The organism is Klebsiella sp. 28 (assembly GCF_018223905.1).
In the GTDB taxonomy this organism is placed as follows: Bacteria; Pseudomonadota; Gammaproteobacteria; order Enterobacterales; family Enterobacteriaceae; genus Klebsiella; species Klebsiella pneumoniae.
This window is the reverse complement of record NZ_JAGRQY010000125.1, coordinates 1-22,763: the sequence shown is the minus strand read 5'-3', so window position 1 is coordinate 22,763 and position 22,763 is coordinate 1. Positions and strand designations below refer to the sequence as shown.

Annotated in this window: 22 protein-coding genes and 1 pseudogene; 20 read left to right on the top strand and 3 right to left on the bottom strand. The window is 61.6% G+C overall.

All coding sequences use genetic code 11. The features are described from left to right. The first annotated feature begins 48 nt into the window (after positions 1–48). Both nudK and KHQ28_RS20580 read left to right on the top strand, forming a co-directional pair. Complete coding sequence (gene nudK, locus KHQ28_RS20585) at positions 49–645, top strand: GDP-mannose pyrophosphatase NudK (RefSeq protein WP_002913754.1); 597 nt, start codon at positions 49–51, stop codon at positions 643–645. A gap of 63 nt (positions 646–708) precedes the next feature. Continuing rightward, a complete protein-coding gene (locus KHQ28_RS20580) occupies positions 709–1,755 on the top strand; it encodes a DUF1176 domain-containing protein (protein WP_032418567.1) in 1,047 nt (348 codons plus the stop codon). On the opposite strand, the gene tkt is transcribed toward KHQ28_RS20580, so the two are convergent. After that, positions 1,745–3,739, bottom strand: coding sequence for a transketolase (gene tkt, locus KHQ28_RS20575; RefSeq protein WP_002913734.1), 1,995 nt, complete (start codon positions 3,737–3,739; stop codon positions 1,745–1,747). The genes KHQ28_RS20580 and tkt overlap by 11 nt on opposite strands. Positions 3,740–3,755: 16 nt before the next feature. After that, positions 3,756–4,712, bottom strand: a complete 957-nt coding sequence (gene tal, locus KHQ28_RS20570; protein WP_004174884.1) for a transaldolase — start codon at positions 4,710–4,712, stop codon at positions 3,756–3,758. A gap of 294 nt (positions 4,713–5,006) precedes the next feature. Here tal and maeB point away from each other — a divergent pair, with 294 nt between their 5' ends. The 18 genes and pseudogenes from maeB to eutR all read left to right on the top strand — a co-directional run bounded on the left by maeB (position 5,007) and on the right by eutR (position 22,386). After that, complete coding sequence (gene maeB, locus KHQ28_RS20565) at positions 5,007–7,286, top strand: NADP-dependent oxaloacetate-decarboxylating malate dehydrogenase (RefSeq protein ID WP_032418568.1); 2,280 nt, start codon at positions 5,007–5,009, stop codon at positions 7,284–7,286. A gap of 218 nt (positions 7,287–7,504) precedes the next feature. Then, complete coding sequence (eutS, locus tag KHQ28_RS20560; RefSeq protein ID WP_002913729.1) at positions 7,505–7,840, top strand: ethanolamine utilization microcompartment protein EutS; 336 nt, start codon at positions 7,505–7,507, stop codon at positions 7,838–7,840. 12 nt (positions 7,841–7,852) lie between these two features. Next, positions 7,853–8,332: an ethanolamine utilization acetate kinase EutP gene (gene eutP / locus KHQ28_RS20555; RefSeq protein ID WP_002913727.1), complete on the top strand. Its 480-nt coding sequence runs from the start codon at positions 7,853–7,855 to the stop codon at positions 8,330–8,332. Further along, positions 8,310–8,999 (top strand): ethanolamine utilization acetate kinase EutQ, encoded by a 690-nt coding sequence (gene eutQ, locus KHQ28_RS20550; protein WP_004180849.1) that lies wholly within the window; start codon positions 8,310–8,312, stop codon positions 8,997–8,999. The genes eutP and eutQ overlap by 23 nt, the downstream gene beginning before the upstream one ends. Continuing rightward, positions 8,996–9,805, top strand: coding sequence for an ethanolamine utilization cob(I)yrinic acid a,c-diamide adenosyltransferase EutT (gene eutT, locus KHQ28_RS20545; RefSeq protein ID WP_032418570.1), 810 nt, complete (start codon positions 8,996–8,998; stop codon positions 9,803–9,805). The genes eutQ and eutT overlap by 4 nt, the downstream gene beginning before the upstream one ends. Beyond that, positions 9,795–10,811 carry a phosphate acetyltransferase gene (gene pta / locus KHQ28_RS20540; RefSeq protein WP_004185055.1) on the top strand — a complete coding sequence of 339 codons (1,017 nt, stop codon included), beginning with the start codon at positions 9,795–9,797 and terminating at the stop codon, positions 10,809–10,811. The genes eutT and pta overlap by 11 nt, the downstream gene beginning before the upstream one ends. 38 nt (positions 10,812–10,849) lie before the next feature. Further along, positions 10,850–11,140, top strand: coding sequence for an ethanolamine utilization microcompartment protein EutM (gene eutM / locus KHQ28_RS20535; RefSeq protein WP_000387720.1), 291 nt, complete (start codon positions 10,850–10,852; stop codon positions 11,138–11,140). A gap of 127 nt (positions 11,141–11,267) precedes the next feature. After that, positions 11,268–11,555: an ethanolamine utilization microcompartment protein EutN gene (eutN, locus tag KHQ28_RS20530; protein WP_002913719.1), complete on the top strand. Its 288-nt coding sequence runs from the start codon at positions 11,268–11,270 to the stop codon at positions 11,553–11,555. Between the two features lie 11 nt (positions 11,556–11,566). After that, positions 11,567–12,970, top strand: coding sequence for an aldehyde dehydrogenase family protein (locus KHQ28_RS20525; RefSeq protein WP_032418572.1), 1,404 nt, complete (start codon positions 11,567–11,569; stop codon positions 12,968–12,970). Positions 12,971–12,979: 9 nt separating this feature from the next. Next, the gene (eutJ, locus tag KHQ28_RS20520) at positions 12,980–13,819 is read left to right on the top strand and encodes an ethanolamine utilization protein EutJ (RefSeq protein ID WP_032418573.1); all 840 of its coding nucleotides are present in this window, start codon (positions 12,980–12,982) and stop codon (positions 13,817–13,819) included. After that, positions 13,809–14,996, top strand: a complete 1,188-nt coding sequence (gene eutG / locus KHQ28_RS20515; RefSeq protein ID WP_016947278.1) for an ethanolamine utilization ethanol dehydrogenase EutG — start codon at positions 13,809–13,811, stop codon at positions 14,994–14,996. Before eutJ ends, eutG begins: the two co-directional genes overlap by 11 nt. Positions 14,997–15,195: 199 nt before the next feature. Continuing rightward, complete coding sequence (gene eutH / locus KHQ28_RS20510) at positions 15,196–16,428, top strand: ethanolamine utilization protein EutH (RefSeq protein ID WP_020325282.1); 1,233 nt, start codon at positions 15,196–15,198, stop codon at positions 16,426–16,428. Further along, the gene (eutA, locus tag KHQ28_RS20505) at positions 16,425–17,828 is read left to right on the top strand and encodes an ethanolamine ammonia-lyase reactivating factor EutA (RefSeq protein WP_032418575.1); all 1,404 of its coding nucleotides are present in this window, start codon (positions 16,425–16,427) and stop codon (positions 17,826–17,828) included. Before eutH ends, eutA begins: the two co-directional genes overlap by 4 nt. 11 nt (positions 17,829–17,839) lie before the next feature. Further along, positions 17,840–19,201, top strand: a complete 1,362-nt coding sequence (gene eutB, locus KHQ28_RS20500) for an ethanolamine ammonia-lyase subunit alpha (RefSeq protein WP_004152001.1) — start codon at positions 17,840–17,842, stop codon at positions 19,199–19,201. A 20-nt stretch (positions 19,202–19,221) separates the two neighbouring features. Next, complete coding sequence (eutC, locus tag KHQ28_RS20495) at positions 19,222–20,121, top strand: ethanolamine ammonia-lyase subunit EutC (RefSeq protein ID WP_004213213.1); 900 nt, start codon at positions 19,222–19,224, stop codon at positions 20,119–20,121. Positions 20,122–20,130: 9 nt separating this feature from the next. Continuing rightward, positions 20,131–20,790, top strand: a complete 660-nt coding sequence (eutL, locus tag KHQ28_RS20490) for an ethanolamine utilization microcompartment protein EutL (RefSeq protein WP_004174905.1) — start codon at positions 20,131–20,133, stop codon at positions 20,788–20,790. 11 nt (positions 20,791–20,801) lie between these two features. Next, positions 20,802–21,288: pseudogene (eutK, locus tag KHQ28_RS20485) on the top strand (ethanolamine utilization microcompartment protein EutK). Between the two features lie 45 nt (positions 21,289–21,333). Continuing rightward, on the top strand, positions 21,334–22,386 hold the full coding sequence (eutR, locus tag KHQ28_RS20480; RefSeq protein ID WP_002913642.1) for an HTH-type transcriptional regulator EutR: 1,053 nt from the start codon (positions 21,334–21,336) through the stop codon (positions 22,384–22,386). Between the two features lie 43 nt (positions 22,387–22,429). Here eutR and KHQ28_RS20475 read toward each other — a convergent pair. Further along, on the bottom strand, positions 22,430–22,763 hold a 334-nt coding region (locus KHQ28_RS20475), incomplete at its 5' end, for a coproporphyrinogen III oxidase (RefSeq protein WP_211777667.1).

Here is a 22,763-nt window from a genome sequence, read left to right as displayed (position 1 = left end):
GGCTCCGCAGCGTAGTATGAGGGCGTCCTTTTACGCTGTGGGGTCGGTATGTCACTCAATATTCACGTCATTAAAGATAAAATCCTCTCTGAGAACTGGTTCGTACTACGCAACATGACCTATGAGCTGACGCGGGCGGACGGCAGCGTCGTGCGCCACAAGCGCGAGGTCTACGATCGCGGCAATGGCGCCACCGTGCTGCTGTATAACCGCCATAAGCAGACGGTGGTCCTGGTGCGTCAGTTCCGTGTCGCCACCTGGGTCAATGGCAATCATGACGGCATGCTGATTGAAACCTGCGCCGGGCTGCTGGACAACGACGAGCCGGAAGCCTGCATTCGTAAAGAGGCGGTGGAAGAGACCGGCTACGAAGTGGGCGAGGTGAGAAAGCTGTTTGAGCTGTTTATGTCGCCAGGGGGCGTCACCGAGGTAGTGCATTTCTTTATCGCCGAGTACAGCGACGCGCAGCGAACCACCAGCGGCGGCGGGGTGGATGATGAAGCCATCGAGGTGCTGGAGCTGCCTTTTAGCCAGGCGCTGCAGATGGTCGCTGACGGGGAGATCCGCGACGGTAAGGCGGTCATTCTGCTGCAATATCTGCAAACCTCCGGCCTGATGTCGGGGAACTCTGACAAATCCGATTGAGTAACCCGCTGCCGTTGTCCAGGATAGGCGCCGTGGTCGGGTTTATCTGGGGTCGGGCGGTTCATGCTTTTTCGCGTCATCTTTTTCCTTTTTCTGGCGGTGCTGCCTTGCTCGCAGGCATGGTCGGCACCGACGCAGCAGCGCTTCAACGACTGGCTGGTCACCTGTAACAACCAAAATTTCTGCGTCACCCGTAACGTGGGGCTGCATCATGGCCTGGTGATGACCCTCAGCCGCAGCGCTGGGGCAGTCACTGACGCCAGTCTGCGTATCGAGCTGGGCGGCACCGGCAATCCAGTGGCGACGCTCGCGCCGATAGCGCCGCGCCTGCTGCTGGATGGTAAACCGCTGTCCCTGACCGACAAGCGCTGGCACATTGAAGATAAGTTCATTAAAACCGCCGACAGCGTGACGATCGATGCGTTTCTCCAGCAGGTTCAGGAGGGTAAAGCGCTCTCGCTGGCCAATGGCCTGCAGACCATCTCCCTGCAGGGGTTGAAAGCGGCTCTGTTTTTTATCGACGATCGGCAAAAGCGGGTAGGTAGCGAAACGGCCTGGGTCGGCAAAGGGGAAGAGCCGCCGCTCAGCGTACCGCCGGCGCCGGCGCTGCGCGCGGTGGCGAGCGCGGAAACGGCGCAGTCGCCGCTGGGGCGTGAGGAGCTCAACGATCTGATGGACTACGGTAATCAGCGGATGACCAACAGCCACTGCTCCCTCGATCCCTTCCGCCGTGAAATTCGCGTTACTGCGTTGACGGATGACAAAGTGCTGCTGATGACCAGCTGCGAATCCGGCGCCTACAACACCGTCTGGCTGGCCTGGCTGGTCTCCCGCCAGCGCCCCTATGTCGCCCGTCAGGTGCGGCTAACGTTGCCATTCCAGCCGCCGGGCGAGGCGCCGCGTGAGATTGAGCTGATCAACGCCAGCTATGATGACCGCCGCCATGAGCTGGTGACCCTGGATAAAGGCCGCGGGGCCGGCGATTGCGGGATCCAAACCCGCTGGCGTTTTGACGGCCAGCGGTTCAGCCTCTCCCGCTACGCGCAGCAGCCGACGTGCGACAACTGGCAGGGGCCAGATGCCTGGCCCACGCTGTGGATCACCCGTTAAGCACCTGTTCGGCGGTGGCGACGATATGGTCGACCGTAAAGCCAAAGAACGGGAACAACTGCTCTGCCGGGGCGGATTCGCCATAGCCGGTCATGCCGACGATCTTGCCTTTTAAGCCGACATATTTATACCAGTAGTCCGCTATCCCGGCTTCGACCGCCACCCGGGCGCTGACGTCCGACGGCAGCACGGATTCGCGCCAGGCCTCATCCTGGGCGTCAAACACATCAGTGGAAGGGAGCGAGACGACCCGCACATTTACCCCTTTGGCCAACAGTTTTTCCGCGGCCAGGACGGTGATCTCCACTTCCGAGCCGGTGGCGATGAGGATCAGGTCGGGCTTGCCGCCGGCATCCTTAAGCACGTAGCCACCCCGGGCGATATCCTGCACCTGTTCCGGGGTACGCGGCATCTGCGCCAGGTTTTGTCGCGACAGGATCAGCGCCGTCGGCCCGCCCTGTCGCGCGATAGCCGCCTGCCAGGCGACGGCGGTCTCCACCTGGTCGCAGGGGCGCCAGGTGCTGAAGTTGGGCGTCAGCCGCAGACTGGCCAGCTGTTCCACCGCCTGGTGCGTCGGCCCGTCTTCCCCAAGACCGATCGAGTCATGGGTATAGACCATGATCTGCCGGGCCTTCATCAGGGCTGCCATGCGCGCGGCGTTGCGGGCGTACTCCACAAACATCAGGAAGGTCGAGGTATAAGGAATAAAGCCCCCGTGCAGGGCAATGCCGTTGGCCACCGCGGTCATGCCAAACTCGCGCACGCCGTAGTGGATATAATTGCCCGCAGGATCTTCTTTAATCGATGTCGATCCAGACCAGATGGTCAGGTTACTCGGCGCAAGATCCGCAGAACCGCCCAGCAGTTCCGGGAGGTGCGGGCCGTAGGCGTTCAGCGCGTTTTGCGAAGCCTTGCGGCTGGCGATTTTCGCCGGCTCGGCCTGCAGTTTCGCCACGTAGTCGCGGGCGATCGCGGCAAAGTCTTCCGGCAGGGCGCCATTCATACGTCGGGTCAGCTCAGCGGCCAGCTCCGGGAACTGCTGCTGGTAGGCGGCGAATTTCTCGTTCCAGGCGTGCTCCGCTTTTTCCCCGCGCGGACGCGCATCCCAGCCCGCGTAGATCTCTTTCGGGATCTCGAACGGAGGATATTTCCAGCCAAGCTGCTGGCGGGCCAGCGCTACCTCTTTTTCGCCCAGCGCCGCCCCGTGAGACTCCTCTGAGCCGGCTTTGTTGGGCGAACCGAAGCCGATGATGGTCCGGCAGATAATCAGTGACGGTTTATCTTTCACCGCCTGCGCTTCCGTTATCGCCTGTTTGATAGCCTGCGGATCGTGGCCGTCGATATCGCCTATGACGTGCCAGTGATAGGCGCGGAAGCGTTCCGCCGTATCATCGGAAAACCAGCCTTCGGTTTTGCCGTCGATGGAGATGCCGTTGTGATCGTAAAAACCGATCAGCTTGCCCAGTCCGAGCGTGCCGGCCAGCGAACAGGCCTCATGGGAGATCCCCTCCATCAAACAGCCATCGCCCATGAACACCCAGGTGTGATGGTCAATGATCTCATGGCCGGGACGATTAAACTGCGCCGCCAGCGTCCGTTCGGCGATGGCCATCCCAACGGCGTTCGCCAGCCCCTGGCCCAGCGGGCCGGTGGTGGTTTCCACCCCAGGGGTATAGCCATGCTCCGGGTGGCCGGGCGTTTTAGAGTGCAGCTGACGGAACTGCTTCAGTTCAGACAGCGGCAGATCGTAGCCGGTCAGGTGCAGCAGACTGTAGAGCAGCATCGACGCGTGGCCGTTGGACAAGATAAAGCGGTCGCGGTCCACCCAGTCAGGGTTCTGCGGATTGTGCTTGAGAAAATCGTTCCACAGCACTTCGGCAATATCAGCCATCCCCATCGGCGCACCGGGATGGCCGGAGTTGGCTTTCTGCACGGCGTCCATACTCAGGGCGCGGATGGCGTTGGCAAGCTCTCTTCGGGACATATTTTTCTCCGTGAGACTAAAGTGACAGTTTGGCGGCAAGCAGATCTTCCAGTTTGCGCTGATCGACGGCGAACAGGCGGATCCCCTCCGCTAGCTTTTCGACCGCCATCGGATCCTGATTATGTTCCCAGCGGAACTCCGCTTCACTGAGCGGCACCGGACGCGGCAGGATCTGGCTGGCAGGGATCAGTTTGCGCACCACCGGGGTATCGCTGGCCTGCAGCTCTTTTAATAAAGGCGGGGCGATGGTCAACCGGTCGCAACCGACCAGCGCCAGGATCTGCTCGGTGCGGCGGAAGCTGGCGCCCATCACGATGGTGTTGTATTTATGCTGTTTGAAATAGTCATAGATATTGCGCACCGATTTCACCCCCGGATCTTCCTCCACCACGTAAGGCTCCAGCGGTTTGCGCGCCTGATACCAGTCATAAATACGCCCAACGAACGGGGAGATGAGATAAACCCCGGCCTCGGCGCAGGCCCGGGCCTGGGCGAAGGAAAACAGCAGCGTCAGGTTGCAGTGGATCCCCTCTTTCTCCAGCACCTCCGCAGCGCGGATCCCCTCCCAGGTGGATGCCAGCTTGATCAGGATCCGCGACTTATCAATGCCCATCTCCTGATACAGCGCCACCAGGTGGCGAGCCTTCTCGATACTTTTCTCGCGGTTGAAGGAGAGCCGGGCGTCCACCTCGGTGGAGACCCGCCCGGGAATGCTTTTGAGGATCTCCGCGCCAAAATTGACCGCCAGCTTATCGCAGGCGTGAGCCACCTGCGCTTCGCGGCCGCCACCCTGTTTTTTGGCCCAGGCGATAGCGTCGTCGATGAGGCCGCTATAGGACGCCAGGCCGGCGGCCTTCAGCAGCAGAGAGGGGTTGGTGGTGGCGTCTTCCGGATGGTAGTGGCGGATGGATTCGATGTCTCCGCTGTCGGCGACCACCGTGGTGAACTGCTTGATGCTGTCTAACTGATTCATGGATAAGTCCTCCTGGAACAAGGTGTTACATGAGTGCTTGCCGGTATACGGTATAAACATTGATGAGGTACATAACCAAAAAGCATAGCAGACAGGGCTATTATTGGCGGCGAATCCGGGTAACATAACCGCTATAAATTGATAACAACAAAATCATAACGATGGCCAGAGTTTGGCGGTGTTCAAAGTTTATCGCCCCGCCAGGAGGGATACTGTCTGCCACTGAAAGGTGAACGACAGGATGGTCATCACGCTTTTCCCCTACGAACGATACGTGAAAGAAAGGAATAGAAAATGGATGAGCAGTTAAAACAGAGCGCCCTCGACTTCCACGAATTTCCGGTTCCCGGAAAAATCCAGGTCTCGCCGACCAAACCTCTCGCCACCCAGCGCGATCTGGCGCTGGCCTACTCGCCGGGCGTCGCAGCCCCCTGCCTGGAAATCGAAAAAGATCCGCTGGCCGCCTACAAATACACTGCCCGTGGCAACCTGGTGGCGGTCGTCTCCAACGGCACCGCGGTGCTGGGGCTCGGCAACATCGGCGCGCTGGCCGGTAAGCCGGTAATGGAGGGCAAAGGCGTCCTGTTTAAGAAATTTGCCGGTATCGATGTGTTTGATATCGAAGTCGATGAGCTGGATCCGGACAAATTCATTAACGTCGTCGCCGCCCTCGAACCAACCTTCGGCGGTATCAACCTGGAAGATATTAAAGCGCCGGAGTGTTTCTACATCGAGCAGCAGCTGCGCGAGCGGATGAATATCCCGGTCTTCCATGACGATCAGCACGGCACGGCGATCATCAGCACCGCGGCGATCCTCAACGGTCTGCGCGTCGTCGAGAAGAATCTGTCCGACGTGCGGATGGTGGTCTCCGGCGCGGGCGCGGCGGCGATCGCCTGTATGAATCTGCTGGTGGCGCTGGGGATGCAAAAGCACAACATCGTGGTCTGCGATTCGAAAGGCGTTATCTATAAAGACCGTGAGCCGAACATGGCGGAAACCAAAGCGGCCTATGCGGTGGAAGACGATGGCAAACGCACCCTCGATGACGTGATCGACGGCGCCGACATTTTCCTCGGCTGCTCCGGTCCGAAAGTGCTGACTCAGGAGATGGTGAAGAAGATGGCGCGGGCGCCGCTGATCCTCGCCCTGGCCAACCCGGAGCCGGAAATCCTGCCGCCGCTGGCGAAGCAGGTCCGCGATGACGCCATCATCTGTACCGGCCGCTCCGACTACCCTAACCAGGTCAACAACGTACTTTGCTTCCCGTTCATCTTCCGCGGCGCGCTGGACGTCGGCGCGACGGCGATCAACGAAGAGATGAAGCTGGCGGCGGTGCATGCGATTGCCGAGCTGGCCCATGCCGAGCAGAGCGAAGCGGTGGCCTCCGCCTACGGCGATCAGGATTTAAGCTTTGGTCCGGACTACATCATTCCGAAACCGTTCGACCCGCGGCTGATCGTCAAGATAGCCCCCGCGGTGGCGAAGGCGGCGATGGACTCCGGTGTGGCGACGCGCCCGATCGCCAATTTTGACGCCTATATCGAGAAGCTGAGCGAGTTCGTCTATAAAACCAACCTGTTTATGAAGCCTATCTTCTCTCAGGCGCGCAAAGAGCCGAAGCGCGTGGTGCTGGCGGAAGGGGAGGAGACTCGGGTGCTGCACGCCACCCAGGAGCTGGTGTCGCTGGGACTGGCCAAACCGATTCTGGTGGGGCGCCCGAGCGTGATTGAAATGCGCATCCAGAAGCTGGGCCTGCAGATCAAGGCCGGCGTTGACTTTGAGATCGTCAATAATGAATCCGACCCGCGGTTTAAAGAGTACTGGAGCGAGTACTACCAGCTGATGAAGCGCCGCGGCATTACCCAGGAGCAGGCGCAGCGGGCGGTGATTAGCAACACCACGGTGATTGGCGCCATCATGGTTCATCGCGGTGAAGCGGATGCGATGATCTGCGGGACTATTGGCGAGTACCACGATCACTACCGCGTGGTGCAGCCGCTGTTTGGCTATCGCGACGGCGTCAGCACCGCCGGGGCGATGAATGCGCTGCTGCTGCCGAGCGGCAACACCTTTATCGCCGATACCTATGTCAATCACGATCCGTCGCCGGAAGAGCTGGCGGAGATCACCCTGATGGCGGCGGAAAGCGTGCGACGCTTTGGTATTGAACCGCGCGTGGCGTTGCTGTCGCACTCCAACTTTGGCTCTGCCGACTGTCCGTCAGCCAGCAAAATGCGTAAAACCCTGGAGCTGGTGAAGGCCCGCGCCCCGGAGCTGATGATCGATGGCGAAATGCATGGCGACGCCGCGCTGGTGGAAAGCATCCGCAACGATCGCATGCCGGACAGCCCGCTGAAGGGGGCGGCCAATATTCTGGTGATGCCGAATATGGAAGCCGCCCGGATCAGCTATAACCTGCTGCGCGTCTCCAGTTCGGAAGGGGTGACCGTCGGGCCGGTGCTGATGGGGGTGGCGAAGCCGGTGCATATCCTGACGCCGATCGCCTCCGTACGCCGGATCGTTAATATGGTGGCGCTGGCGGTTGTTGAAGCGCAAACCGAACCGCTGTAATTTTCTATTTCCCCCGCTAACGCGCGGATCCGTTTCCGCGCGCAATATCAGGCAGGCCGGTGAGTAAAAAACGCTGAGCCTGCCTTTTTAATTCCACCGCAATATTATTTTCTCTCCTGAGTGATCCACTTCACCTTTTAACCCCACTTGCCGAAATTTGTTATTTGCCGCGCTGAAATACCGTCACCATGAGGACAGATTTCAGGGGGCAATCAGTCATGGATAAAGAACGCATTATTCAGGAATTCGTACCAGGCAAACAGGTCACGCTGGCGCATCTGATTGCCCACCCGGGAGCGGAGCTGGCGAAAAAGATCGGCGTACCCGAATCCGGCGCGATCGGCATTATGACGCTGACGCCGGGAGAAACGGCGATGATCGCCGGCGATCTGGCGATGAAGGCCGCCGACGTGCACATCGGTTTTCTCGACCGGTTTAGCGGCGCGCTGGTGATCTACGGCTCGGTCGGCGCGGTGGAGGAGGCGCTTCTGCAGACCATCGGCGGATTAGGCCGCTTATTAAATTATACCTTGTGCGAATTAACGAAAAGTTAATTGAGAGCGACCATGAAGCGTATTGCGATTGTCGGCGCCGTCGGTGCAGGAAAAACCACGTTATTTAATGCCCTGCAGGGGAATTATTCCCTCGCCAGAAAAACGCAGGCGCTGGAATTTAACGATCGTGGCGACATCGATACACCCGGGGAATATTTCAGCCATCCGCGCTGGTATCACGCCTTAATTACCACCTTGCAGGATGTGGACACCCTGATTTATGTCCATGCGGCCAATGATACCGAAAGTCGCCTGCCACCCGGGTTGCTGGATATTGGCAGCCGAAAGCACCTTATCGTGGCGATCAGCAAAACGGATCTGCCGGATGCCAACGTCGCCGCGGTGCGGCAGCTGCTGGACGGGATGGGGTTTCAGGCGCCGGTTTTCGCCCTCAACGGTTGCGATCCGCAAAGCGTTGCGCCGCTGGAAAATTACTTGAGTGAGCTCAGCCAAAAGGAGGAAGGGCCAGGTGAAGAAACTCATTACCGCTAACGATATTCGTGCCGCCCACGCGCGCGGCGAACAGGCGATGTCAGTAGTTCTGCGCGCCAGCATTATCACCCCGGAAGCGCGCGAAGTCGCCGAGCTGCTGGGATTCACTATCACCGAAGACGATGGCGCCGCGCCGGCGGCGACAGCGGCGGACAGCGACAAAACGGAAAGCCAGCGGATCCGCGAAACCATCCTGGCGCAGTTGCCGGAAGGCCAGTTTACCGAAAGCCTGGTGGCGCAGCTGATGGAAAAGGTGATGAAGGAGAAGCAGTCCCTGGAGCAGGAGGCGATGCAGCCGGGATTTGAGGCAGTGACCGGCAAAGGCGGCATCAAAGTGATCGACGGCAGCAGCGTGAAGTTTGGCCGCTTCGACGGCGCCCAGCCGCACTGCGTTGGCTTAACGGACCTGGTGACTGACCAGGATGGCAGCAGCATGGCCGCCGGATTTATGCAGTGGGAGAACGCCTTCTTCCCGTGGACGCTGAACTACGACGAAATCGATATGGTGCTGGAGGGCGAGCTGCATGTGCGCCATCAGGGGGAAACGCTGGTCGCCAAAGCGGGGGACGTCATGTTCATCCCGAAAGGCGCCAGCATCGAATTCGGTACCCCGTCGACGGTGCGCTTCCTGTACGTCGCCTGGCCGGCAAACTGGCAATCGCTATGAACGATTTCATTACCGAAGCGTGGCTCAGAGCGAATCATACGCTCAGCGAAGGCGGTGAAATCCATCTTCCTGCCGATGTCCGCCTGACGCCCTCGGCGAGGGAACTGCTGGAAAGTCGGCATCTGCGGGTCAAATTTCTCGACCGCCAGGGGCGCCTGTTTGTCGAGGATGACGAACAGACGCCGCAGCCGGTGCATGTCCTGACCAGCAGCGACCATCCGCCCCAGGCCTGCTGCGAGCTTTGTCACCAGCCGGTGGGCAAAAAGCCGGACACCTTAACTCATCTGACGGCCGATACCCTGGTGGCGAAAAACGATCCGCGGCTGGCCTTCCGCGCGGTGCTGGACAGCACCATCGCCCTGACGGTGTGGCTGCAAATTGAACTGGCGGAGCCCTGGCAGCCGTGGCTGACGGATATCCGTTCGCGGCTGGGCAACATCATGCGCGCCGATGCGCTGGAGGAACCGCTGGCGGCGCAGTCGATAGCCGGATTCAGCGAGGCGCAGCTGCATCGTCTGTCCCATCAGCCGCTGCGTTACCTGGGTCACGATCACCTGGTGCCGGAGGCCCGCCATGGGCACGATGTCGCGCTGCTTAATTTGCTGCGCAGCAAAGTGCGCGAGGCGGAGGTGACCGCGGCGCAGGTGTTTATTACGCCGCAATTTGCGGTCCAGCGCGCCGATATTATGCAAGCGCTCAACCGCCTTTCCAGCGCGGTCTACGTGATGATGATCCTGGGCGTGACGGATTCGCCGCCAACCCTCAGGCAGCTACAGCAGCAGCTGGGAGGTGAAGATGATCATTGACCAGTGTCGCAAACTGGCGCTGCGCGCCCCCGCCAGGGTGGTGTTCCCGGATGCGCTGGACGTCCGCGTGTTGAAGGCGGCGCATTATCTGCAGCAGCAGGGCCTGGCGCATCCGATCCTCGTCGCCAGCCCCTTCGCGCTGCGGCAGTTCGCCCTTGGCGAACGTCTGCCGCTGACCGGGGTGCAGGTCATCGATCCGCACAGCAACCTGGCGATGCGCGAGGCGTTTGCCGCCGCCTGGCAGGCGCGCGCCGGCGATAAAGCGCCCGCTGACGCGGTCGACAAGCTGGCCGACCCGCTGATGTTCGCCGCGGCGATGGTCAGCGCCGGGCAGGCCGAGGTGTGTATCGCCGGAAATCTCTCGTCAACCGCCAGCGTGCTGCGCGCTGGTCTGCGCCTTATCGGCCTGCAGCCGGGATGTAAAACGCTCTCTTCGCTGTTTCTGATGCTGCCGCAGTATGCCGGACAGCCGCTGGGGTTTGCCGACTGCAGCGTGGTGCCGCAGCCGACCGCGGCGCAGCTGGCGGATATCGCGATTGCCAGCGCCGAGACCTGGCAAGCGATCGCTGGCGAAGCGCCGCGGGTGGCAATGCTGTCCTTCTCGACACACGGCAGCGCCCGGCATCCCTGTGTGGCTAACGTCCAGCAGGCCACGGAGATCGTGCGTCAGCGGGCGCCGCAGCTGATGGTCGATGGCGAGCTGCAGTTTGACGCCGCCTTTGTACCGGACGTCGCTGCGCACAAAGCGCCCGGCAGCCCGCTGCAGGGCCGGGCCAATGTGCTGGTCTTCCCGTCGCTGGAGGCGGGCAACATCGGCTACAAAATCGCCCAGCGGCTGGGCGGATATCGCGCCATCGGGCCGCTGATCCAGGGCCTGGCCGCCCCGCTTCACGACCTCTCGCGAGGCTGTAGCGTAGAGGAAATTATCGAACTGGCGCTGGTGGCGTCGGTACCGCGCCAGACGGACGCAAGCCGGATCCCCGACTCGTCCACGCTGGTTGAATGAATGGTCCCCTTCAGGACCCCTTATGAGAGGAAAACACAATGGAAGCATTAGGAATGATTGAAACCCGGGGCCTGGTTGCACTGATTGAGGCCTCCGACGCCATGGTCAAAGCGGCCCGCGTCAAGCTGGTGGGAGTGAAACAGATCGGCGGGGGCCTGGTGACCGCCATGGTGCGCGGCGATGTCGCGGCGTGCAAAGCTGCGACGGATGCCGGGGCGGCAGCGGCTCAGCGTATCGGTGAGCTGGTCTCTGTACATGTCATCCCGCGCCCGCATGGCGATCTGGAAGAGGTCTTCCCGATTAGCTTCAAGGGCGACAGCAACATCTAACGGGGGAGGGGTGCCGGAAAATTCTGGCCGGATAAGACGCCAGCGCGTCGCTATCCGGCCATGAAAAGGCATGAATGCCGGATGGCGTTGCGCTTTTCCGGCCTGCACATCACACGCGGAGACGGACATGAAGCTGGCTGTGGTAACCGGATATGTGGTCTGCACCGTACGCCATGAAGGTCTGGCCCACGACAAACTGCTGATGGTGGAGATGCTCAATGCCCGCGGCGAGCCCGACGGGCAATGTGCGGTCGCCATCGACAGCATCGGCGCGGGATGCGGAGAGTGGGTACTGCTGGTCAGCGGCAGCTCGGCGCGACAGGCGCACGCACACGGCGCCTCTCCGGTCGATCTGTGCGTGATTGGTATCGTGGATGAGGCTGCGGCCGATGGTCAGGTGCTCTTCCATAAGTAGGGTGAAAAATCATGAATCAACAGGACATTGAACAGGTAGTGAAAGCGGTACTGCTGAAAATGAAAGACAGCAGCCAGCCTGCCGGCACCGTTCATGATATGGGCGTTTTTGCCTCACTGGATGACGCTGTCGCGGCGGCAACGGTGGCCCAGCAGGGATTAAAGCGGGTGGCGATGCGTCAGCAGGTGATTCAGGCCATTCGTGAGGCGGGTGAAAAGTATGCCCGTGAACTGGCGGAGCTTGCGGTGACGGAGACCGGCATGGGACGCGTTGAAGATAAGTTTGCCAAAAACGTGGCGCAGGCGCGCGGCACGCCGGGCGTGGAGTGTCTGACTCCGCAGGTGCTCACCGGCGATAATGGCCTGACGCTGATTGAAAATGCGCCCTGGGGCGTGGTGGCCTCGGTGACGCCGTCCACCAATCCGGCGGCGACGGTGATCAACAACGCCATTAGCCTGATTGCCGCCGGCAACAGCGTGGTCTTCGCCCCCCATCCGGCGGCGAAAAAGGTCTCGCAAAGGGCAATTACCCTGCTTAACCAGGCGGTAGTGGCCGCCGGCGGCCCGGCCAACCTGCTGGTGACCGTGGCGAACCCGGATATCGACACCGCCCAGCGGCTGTTTAAGTACCCTGGCATCGGCCTGCTGGTGGTGACCGGCGGCGAAGCGGTGGTCGAGGCGGCGCGCAAACATACCAACAAACGCCTGATCGCCGCCGGGGCCGGCAACCCGCCGGTGGTGGTGGATGAGACTGCCGATCTACCGCGCGCCGCGCAGGCGATCGTCAAAGGTGCCTCTTTTGATAACAACATTATCTGCGCCGACGAGAAGGTGCTGATCGTGGTCGATAGCGTTGCCGACGAACTGATGCGCCTGATGGAAGGCCAGCAGGCGGTGAAACTCACGGCGGCGCAGGCCGAACAGCTCCAGCCGCTGCTGCTGAAAAATATTGACGAGCGCGGCAAAGGCACGGTCAGCCGCGACTGGGTCGGTCGCGACGCGGGCGAAATCGCCGCGGCGATTGGTCTGCAGGTGCCGGCGCAAACCCGTCTGCTGTTCGTGGAAACCCCCGCCAGCCATCCGTTTGCGGTGACTGAACTGATGATGCCGGTGCTGCCGGTGGTGCGGGTGGCGAACGTCGAGGAGGCCATCGCCCTGGCGGTGCAACTGGAAGGCGGCTGCCACCATACGGCGGCTATGCACTCGAGCAACATCGACAACATGAACCAGATGGCGAACGCCATCGACACCAGCATCTTCGTCAAAAACGGACCGTGCATCGCCGGGCTTGGGCTGGGCGGCGAGGGCTGGACCACCATGACCATCACCACCCCAACCGGGGAAGGGGTGACCAGCGCGCGGACCTTCGTTCGTCTGCGCCGCTGCGTGCTGGTGGATGCGTTTCGAATCGTATAAGGGATGAACATGGCGCACGACGAACAACGCTGGCTTTCGCCGAGACTACAAAAAGCCGCTGCCCTGTGTAACCAGGCGCCCGCCGCCAGCGAGTCGCCGCTGTGGCTGGGCATCGATTTGGGCACCTGCGACGTGGTATCGATGGTGGTTGACCGTGATGGCCAACCGGTTGCGGTATGCCTTGACTGGGCCGACGTGGTGCGCGACGGCATCGTCTGGGATTTTTTTGGCGCCGTCACCCTCGTGCGCCGACATCTTGCGACTCTCGAGCAGCAGCTGGGCTGCCGCTTCACCCATGCGGCGACCTCGTTTCCGCCCGGTACCGAGCCGCGCATTTCGATCAATGTCCTGGAGTCCGCCGGGCTGGAGATCAGTCATGTGCTGGATGAGCCTACCGCGGTGGCCGATCTGCTGCAGCTCGATAACGCCGGGGTGGTGGATATCGGCGGCGGCACCACCGGGATCGCCATCGTTAAACAGGGCAGGGTGACGTATTCGGCGGATGAAGCCACCGGCGGCCACCATATCTCCCTGACTCTGGCCGGGAATCGCGGCATCGGGCTTGAGGAGGCGGAGCAGTACAAGCGCAGCCACGCCGGGGAGATCTGGCCGGTGGTTAAGCCGGTGTACGAGAAGATGGCCGAAATTGTCGCCCGACATATTGCCGGACAAGGGATTGTCGATTTGTGGCTTGCAGGCGGCGCCTGTATGCAGCCGGGCGTGCATGAGCTGTTTCGTCAGCGCTTCCCGGCATTACCGGTGCATTTGCCGCAGCACAGCCTGTTTATGACCCCGCTGGCAATCGCCAACAGCGGGAGGGAAAAAGCGGAGGGGATGTATGCAAGCTGAACTGCAGACGGCGCTGTTCCATGCCTTTGATACGCTGAATCTTCAGCAAATGAAAAGCTTCAACGTTCCGCCGGTGACGCTGCACGGCGTCGGCGCGCTGGCGGCCTGCGGTCCGCAAGCGCAGTCCCGGGGCCTTAGGCATCTGTTTGTCATGGTTGACAGTTTTCTCCATCAGGCGGGAATGACCGCCGGGCTGGAGCGTAGCCTGGCGATGAAAGGGATTGCTATGACTCTCTGGCCCTGTCCCGCCGGCGAACCCTGCGTCACCGATGTCTGCGCCGCCGTCGCCCAGCTGCGGGACGCGCGCTGCGACGGCGTGGTGGCCTTTGGCGGTGGATCGGTACTGGATGCGGCGAAGGCGGTGGCGCTGCTGGTCGCCAATCCTGAGCAGACGCTGGGGGAGATGACGGAGCACAGCGAGTTGCGTCCACGTCTGCCGCTGATCGCGGTGCCGACCACCGCTGGCACCGGGTCTGAAACCACCAATGTGACGGTGATTATCGATGCGGTGAGTGGACGCAAACAGGTGCTGGCGCATGCCTCGCTGATGCCGGATGTGGCGATCCTCGACGCCGCGCTGACCGAAGGCGTCCCGCCGCATATCACGGCAATGACCGGGATTGATGCGCTGACCCACGCCGTCGAGGCCTACAGCGCCCGCCACGCCACGCCGTTTACCGACAGTCTGGCGATGGGGGCGATAGCCATGATCGGCGAGGCGCTGCCGAAAGCGGTGGGCTGCGGTCAGGATCTGGCGGCGCGGGAAAACATGCTGCTGGCTTCCTGCATGGCGGGGATGGCGTTTTCCAGCGCCGGGCTGGGGCTATGCCATGCCATGGCGCATCAGCCGGGGGCGGCGCTGCATATTCCACACGGTCTGGCCAACGCCATGCTGCTGCCAACGGTGATGGAGTTTAACCGCATGGTGCGCCGGGCGCGCTTCAGCCAGATCGGCCGGGCGTTAACCGGCAAGAAAACCGATGACCGCGAGGCTATCGCCGCCGTGCGCGAGCTGATCGCCGAGGTCGGTCTGACGATGCGGCTGACGGAGGCTGGCGCGACGTCCGCGCACTACGCCGCCTGGGCGCAAGCGGCGCAGGAGGACATCTGTTTGCGCACCAATCCACGCACCGCCAGCCGGGAGCAGATTATCGAGCTGTACGCGGCGGCGCGATAAATGCCGATTTTCCCGGAGGCGTGTGGCTGTGGCTTTCCCGGCTCGCGCTGCGCTTAGCCGGGCTACAGGATCACAGCCGTCTGCTATGCCGTAGCCCGGGTAAGGCGTTCACGCCGCGGCCCGGGAAAGTCGCCTGAGTGCGGCTAATGTCCCGGTATTCACAGTATCTACAAATCATAAATGACAGGGAGTAAGGGCTATGGGAATTAACGAAATCATCATGTACATCATGATGTTCTTTATGCTGATTGCCGCCGTGGACAGGATCCTGTCGCAGTTCGGCGGCTCGGCGCGCTTTCTCGGCAAACTGGGGAAAAGCATTGAGGGATCCGGCGGTCAGTTTGAAGAAGGGTTTATGGCGATGGGCGCGCTGGGCCTGGCGATGGTCGGGATGACCGCCCTGGCGCCAGTGCTGGCTCATCTGCTTGGTCCGGTGATTATTCCGCTGTATGAGATGCTCGGCGCCAACCCGTCGATGTTCGCCGGCACGCTGCTGGCGTGCGACATGGGCGGTTTCTTCCTCGCTAAAGAACTCGCGGGCGGCGACGTGGCGGCCTGGATGTACTCAGGCCTGATCCTCGGCTCTATGATGGGGCCGACCATTGTGTTCTCCATTCCGGTGGCGCTCGGCATTATCGAACCAACCGATCGCCGCTGGCTGGCGCTCGGCGTGCTGGCGGGCATTGTCACCATTCCCATCGGCTGTATCGCCGGCGGTCTGGTGGCGATGTATTCCGGGGTGGAGATCAACGGCCAGCCGGTAGCATTTACCTTCGCGCTGATCCTGATGAATATGATCCCGGTGATCATCGTCGCCGTGCTGGTGGCGCTGGGGCTGAAGTTTATTCCGGAAAAAATGATCAACGGCTTCCAGATCTTCGCCAAATTCCTCGTGGCGCTGATCACCATCGGCCTGGCGGCGGCGGTGATCAAGTTCCTGCTCGGCTGGGAGCTGATCCCGGGGCTCGATCCGATCTTTATGGCGCCTGGCGACCAGCCCGGCGAGGTGATGCGCGCCATCGAAGTCATTGGCTCTATCTCCTGCGTGCTGCTCGGCGCTTATCCGATGGTGCTCCTGCTGACCCGCTGGTTTGAAAAGCCGCTGATGCGCGTTGGTAATCTGCTAAAAATCAACAATATGGCTGCCGGCGGCATGGTCGCTACCCTGGCGAACAATATTCCGATGTTCGGCATGATGAAGCAGATGGATACCCGCGGAAAAGTGATCAACTGCGCCTTCTCGGTGTCAGCGGCGTTCGCCCTCGGCGACCATCTCGGTTTTGCGGCGGCCAATATGAACGCCATGATCTTTCCGATGATTGTCGGCAAGCTGGTCGGCGGCATTACCGCGATTGGCGTGGCGATGCTGCTGGTGCCAAAAGATGAAAACGTACCGGCGCCTGCCAACAACGAAGCGGAGGCGCACTCGTGAACACGCGCCAGCTGTTGAGCGTCGGTATTGATATCGGCACCACCACCACGCAGGTGATCTTCTCGCGCCTCGAGCTGGTGAACCGCGCGGCGGTTTCCCAGGTGCCGCGTTATGAATTCATCAAACGCGACATTAGCTGGCAAAGCCCGGTCTTCTTTACGCCGGTTGATAAGCAGGGAGAACTGAAAGAGGCCGAGCTTGAGGCGCTGATTCTGGCTCAGTACCGGGCCGCAGGGATCGCTCCACAAGCGGTGGATTCCGGGGCGATCATCATCACCGGCGAAAGCGCGAAAACCCGCAATGCCCGCCCGGCGGTGATGGCGCTCTCGCAGTCGCTGGGCGATTTTGTCGTCGCCAGCGCCGGGCCGCATCTGGAGTCGGTCATTGCCGGACACGGCGCCGGGGCGCAGACCCTGTCCCGGCAGCGGATGTGCCGGGTGCTCAATATCGATATTGGCGGCGGTACCTCGAACTATGCCCTGTTTGACGCCGGAAACGTCAGCGCCACCGCCTGCCTCAACGTCGGCGGCCGCCTGCTGGAAACCGACGCTCAGGGGCGCGTGGTCCACGCGCACCCGCCGGGGCAGCGGATTGTTGATGCGCTGTTTGGCGCCGGCACTAACGCCCTGGCGCTGACCGCCGGGCAGCTGGCGCAGGTGGCGAGCCGGATGGCGGCGCTGATCGTCGAGGTGATCGACGGCATCCTCTCACCGCTGGCGCAGGGGCTGATGCAAACCGAAGTACTGCCTGCGGGTGTTCAGCCGGAGGTGATTACCCTTTCCGGCGGAGTGGGGGAGTGCTACCGCCATCAGCCCGCCGATCCTTTCTGCTTTTCCGATATCGGGCCGCTGCTGGCCACGGCCCTGCATGAGCATCCGCGCCTGCGTGAGATGAACGTGCAGTTCCCGGCGCAAACCGTGCGCGCCACGGTGATTGGCGCCGGGGCGCATACCCTGTCCCTGTCCGGGAGCACCATCTGGCTGGAGGGGGTTCCATTGCCGCTGCGCAATCTGCCGGTGGCTATCCCGCAGGATGCCGCCGATCTGCCGAACGCCTGGCTCCAGGCGCTGACGCAGCTCGATCTGGCCCCCGAGGCGGACGCTTACGTGCTGGCGCTTCCCGCTTCACTTCCGGTGCGCTACGCCACCTTACTGACCGTAATTGACGCCCTGCTGGCGTTTGTCGCCCGCTTTCCCAATCCCCGTCCACTGCTGCTGGTGGCCGAGCAGGATTTTGGCAAAGCGCTGGGCATGCTGCTGCGGCCACAGCTTCCACACCTTCCGCTGGCGGTCATCGATGAGGTGAGCATCCGGGCGGGAGACTATATCGACATTGGTACGCCTCTTTTTGGCGGATCGGTTGTGCCGGTGACGGTGAAATCACTCGCATTTCCTTCCTGAGGGAACGACTTATGAAACTAAAGACCACATTGTTCGGCAATGTTTATCAGTTTAAGGATGTAAAAGAGGTGCTGGCGAAAGCCAACGAACTGCGTTCGGGGGATGTGCTGGCGGGGGTAGCGGCGGAGAGTTCGCAGCAGCGCGTGGCCGCCAAGCAGGTGCTCTCCGATATGACGGTAGCCGATATCCGTAATAACCCAGTGATCCCGTATGAGGAGGACTGCGTTACGCGCCTGATCCAGGATGACGTGAACGAAACCGCCTATCAGCGGATTAAACACTGGACCATCAGCGACCTGCGGGAATACGTGCTCAACGACGAGGTCACCAGCGACGATATCGCCTTTGTCCGCAAAGGGCTGACCTCCGAGGTGGTGGCTGCGGTGGCCAAGATCTGCTCCAACGCCGATCTGATCTACGGCGGTAAAAAAATGCCGGTGATCAAAAAAGCCAATACCACCATCGGTCTGCCGGGGACCTTTAGCTGCCGCCTGCAGCCGAACGATACCCGCGACGACGTGCAGAGTATTGCCGCGCAAATCTATGAAGGGCTCTCCTTCGGCGCGGGCGACGCGGTGATTGGCGTCAACCCGGTCACTGACGACGTGGAGAACCTGAGCCGGGTGCTGGATACGGTGTACGGGGTGATCGACAAGTTTAACATCCCGACCCAGGGCTGCGTGCTGGCGCACGTCACCACCCAGATTGAAGCCATCCGCCGCGGCGCGCCGGGGGGGCTTATCTTCCAGAGCATCTGCGGCAGTGAAAAAGGGCTTAAAGAGTTCGGCGTCGAGCTGGCGATGCTCGATGAAGCGCGGGCGGTGGGGGCGGAGTTTAACCGCATCGCCGGGGAGAACTGTCTTTACTTTGAAACCGGGCAGGGCTCGGCGCTTTCCGCGGGCGCTAACTTCGGCGCCGACCAGGTGACCATGGAAGCGCGTAACTATGGCCTGGCGCGGCACTACGATCCGTTCCTCGTCAACACCGTGGTGGGCTTTATCGGGCCGGAGTATCTCTATAACGACCGGCAAATCATTCGCGCCGGACTGGAAGACCACTTTATGGGCAAGCTGAGCGGCATCTCAATGGGCTGCGACTGCTGCTATACCAACCATGCCGATGCCGACCAGAACCTCAACGAAAACCTGATGATCCTGCTGGCGACCGCAGGCTGCAACTACATCATGGGCATGCCGCTCGGCGACGACATCATGCTCAACTACCAGACCACCGCCTTCCACGATACCGCGACCGTGCGCCAGCTGCTGGGCCTGCGGCCGTCGCCGGAGTTTGAACGCTGGCTGGAAACGATGGGCATTATGGCAAATGGTCGCCTGACCAAACGGGCGGGCGATCCGTCACTGTTCTTCTGATGACGCGGGGATGACACATCATGGATCAAAAACAGATTGAAGACATTGTACGCAGCGTAATGGCGTCGATGGGACAACCACAGTCGCAGCCGCAGGCCCCCGCAGCGTCGACGCCGGCCTGCCATGCCGCCTGCGCCAGCGAAGCGGTGGTGGAAAGCTGCACGCTGGACCTGGGCTCAGCGGAAGCGAAAGCCTGGATTGGGGTACAACATCCGCACCGCGCCGAAGTACTGACTGAACTGAAACGCAGTACCGCGGCGCGCGTTTGCACCGGCCGCGCCGGCCCGCGTCCGCGCACTCAGGCGCTGCTGCGCTTCCTGGCCGATCACTCGCGCTCGAAAGACACGGTGCTCAAAGAGGTGCCGGAAGCGTGGGTGAAAGCGCAGGGGCTGCTGGAAGTGCGTTCCGAGATTAGCGATAAGAACCTCTACCTCACGCGTCCGGATATGGGCCGTCGCCTCAGTCCGGAAGCGATTGATGCGCTGAAGGCGCAGTGCGTGATGGATCCGGATGTGCAGGTGGTGGTGTCCGATGGCCTGTCGACGGATGCCATCACCGCCAACTACGAAGAGATCCTGCCGCCGCTGCTTGCGGGCCTGAAACAGGCGGGTCTGAAGGTCGGGACGCCGTTCTTCGTGCGCTATGGCCGCGTCAAGATTGAAGATCAGATCGGCGAGATCCTCGGCGCGAAGGTGGTGATCCTGCTGGTTGGCGAGCGCCCGGGGCTCGGCCAGTCGGAGAGCCTCTCCTGCTACGCGGTGTACTCCCCGCGGGTGGCGACCACCGTCGAGGCCGACCGGACCTGTATCTCCAATATCCACCAGGGTGGCACCCCGCCGGTAGAAGCCGCCGCGGTGATCGTGGATTTAGCCAAACGCATGCTGGAGCAGAAAGCCTCCGGCATCAACATGAGCCGTTAAGGAGGCATCATGCCAGCATTAGATTTGATTCGACCCTCGGTTACCGCGATGCGCGTGATTGCCTCGGTGAATGACGGTTTCGCGCGCGAGCTTAAATTACCGTCGCATATACGTAGCCTCGGACTCATCACGGCAGATTCTGACGATGTGACGTATATTGCCGCCGACGAAGCGACAAAGCAGGCGATGGTGGAGGTGGTCTATGGCCGCTCCCTCTACGCCGGCGCGGCCCATGGTCCGTCGCCTACCGCCGGCGAAGTACTGATCATGCTTGGCGGCCCGAACCCGGCGGAAGTTCGCGCCGGGCTGGATGCCATGATGGCGCATATTGAAGGTGGGGCGGCATTCCAGTGGGCTAACGACGCGCAAGATACCGCCTTTCTGGCGCACGTGGTGTCGCGTACCGGCTCTTATCTTTCATCGGCCGCTGGCATCGCGTTGGGCGATCCGATCGCTTATCTGGTGGCGCCGCCGCTGGAGGCGACGTTTGGTATCGATGCGGCGATGAAGTCGGCCGACGTTCAGCTGGTGACCTACGTCCCGCCGCCATCGGAAACCAACTATTCGGCCGCCTTTTTGACGGGAAGCCAGGCCGCCTGTAAAGCCGCCTGCAATGCCTTTACCGATGCCGTTCTCGATATTGCCCGTCATCCTGTACAGCGTGCGTAATGGAGGGAGCGATGATCAATGCGCTGGGATTGCTCGAAGTGGAGGGCATGGTCGCGGCTATAGACGCTGCGGATGCCATGCTTAAGGCGGCCAATGTGCGCCTGCTCAGTCATGAAGTGCTCGACCCGGGCAGGTTAACGCTGGTGGTGGAGGGCGACCTGGCGGCCTGCCGCGCCGCGCTGGATGCCGGGTCCGCCGCTGCCCGGCGGACCGGCTGCGTGATCAGCCGTCGGGAAATTGGCCGCCCGGAAGAGGATACCCAGCGGCTGATCGGCGGGTTTTCAGCCACCGCCGCCAGCGCCCATGCCGCCTGCTGACCCGGCTTCATCGGAAGCCTTACTGACGCTGCTGGCTTCAGTTCGTCAGGGCATGACGGCCGGCGAGGTCGCCGCGCATTTTGCCTGGCCGCTGGATAAGGCCCGCCAGGCGCTGGAGCAGCTCTTTTCCGCAGGGACGCTACGAAAACGCAGTAGCCGCTATCGTCTCAAAAATCCATAACCTGTCGGAGGTGCCGGGAGCGGCTTGCCCCCGGCTTTAACGATTATGAAAAAGCGTCGTTCTGCAAATTTGCACCATCTCTGTTGCGAGGCGTTGCCGGAAGACACCAGGCTGACGCCTCAGGTTGAAATTGACAATATTCATCAACGACACACAACCGATGTGTATGAGCACGCCCTGACCATTACCGCCTGGCAACAGATCTACGATCAGCTGCATCCGGGGCAGTTTCGCGGCGAGTTTACCGAAATCCTGCTCGATGAGATCCAGGTCTTCCGCGAATATACCGGGCTGGCGCTGCGCCAGTCCTGCCTGGTCTGGCCGAACTCCTTCTGGTTTGGCATTCCGGCGACCCGGGGAGAACAAGGTTTTATCGGCTCGCAGTGTCTGGGCCGGGCAGAAATCGCCACCCGTCCCGGCGGTACGGAGTTCGAGCTCAGCACGCCGGATGATTACACCATTCTCGGGGTAGTGATTTCGCAGGAGGTGATTGCGCGTCACGCCAGTTTCCTGCACCACCCGGAGCGAGTGCTACATATGCTACGCAACCAGTCAGCGCTGGCGGTCCGCGAGCCGCATAAGGCCGCGCTGTGGGGGTTTGTCCAGCAGGCGCTGGCCACCTTTAGCGAGCATCCGGATACCCTTCATCAGCCGGCCGTGCGTAAAGTCCTGCGGGATAATCTGTTGCTGGCGATGGGCACGATGCTGGAAGAAGCGCAGCCGATGGTAAGTGCAGAGAGCGTCAGCCACCAGAGCTACCGCCGCCTGCTGGCGCAGGCGCGCGAATATGTGCTGGAAAACAGCGCGGAGCCGTTAACCGTTCTCGATCTGTGCCAGCAGCTGTACGTCAGCCGTCGCACCTTGCAAAACGCCTTCCATGCGATACTGGGGATTGGTCCTAACGCCTGGCTCAAACGGATCCGCCTGAACGCCGTGCGTCGGGAGCTGATAAGCCCCTGGTCAGAGCGCGAGACGGTCAAGGAGGCGGCCATGCAGTGGGGATTCTGGCATTTGGGGCAGTTCGCCACCGACTATCAGCAGCTGTTTGCTGAGAAACCGTCGATGACGCTGCACCATCGCCTGCGCCAGTGGGTGTGAGGGAAGAGACTCCGCTACCGGGTGGCCAGCCGCCATCCGGCCGTTACAGCCAGTCGCGCACCTGAATAAACTCGCTCAGCGCCGCCTCGGGGCTGCCGGGCTCGGGCTGATAATCATATTCCCAGCGCACCAGCGGCGGCATCGACATCAGAATCGACTCCGTACGCCCGCCGGTCTGCAGGCCGAACAGGGTGCCGCGGTCCCAGACCAGATTGAACTCGACATAGCGGCCGCGACGGTAGAGTTGAAAGTGGCGCTCGCGTTCGCCGTACGGCGTGGCTTTCCGGCGTTCGACGATAGGTAAATAGGCGTCAGCATAGCCGTTCCCGACCGCCTGCATAAAGGCGAAGCAGTGGTCAAAATCCGGGGTGTTCAGG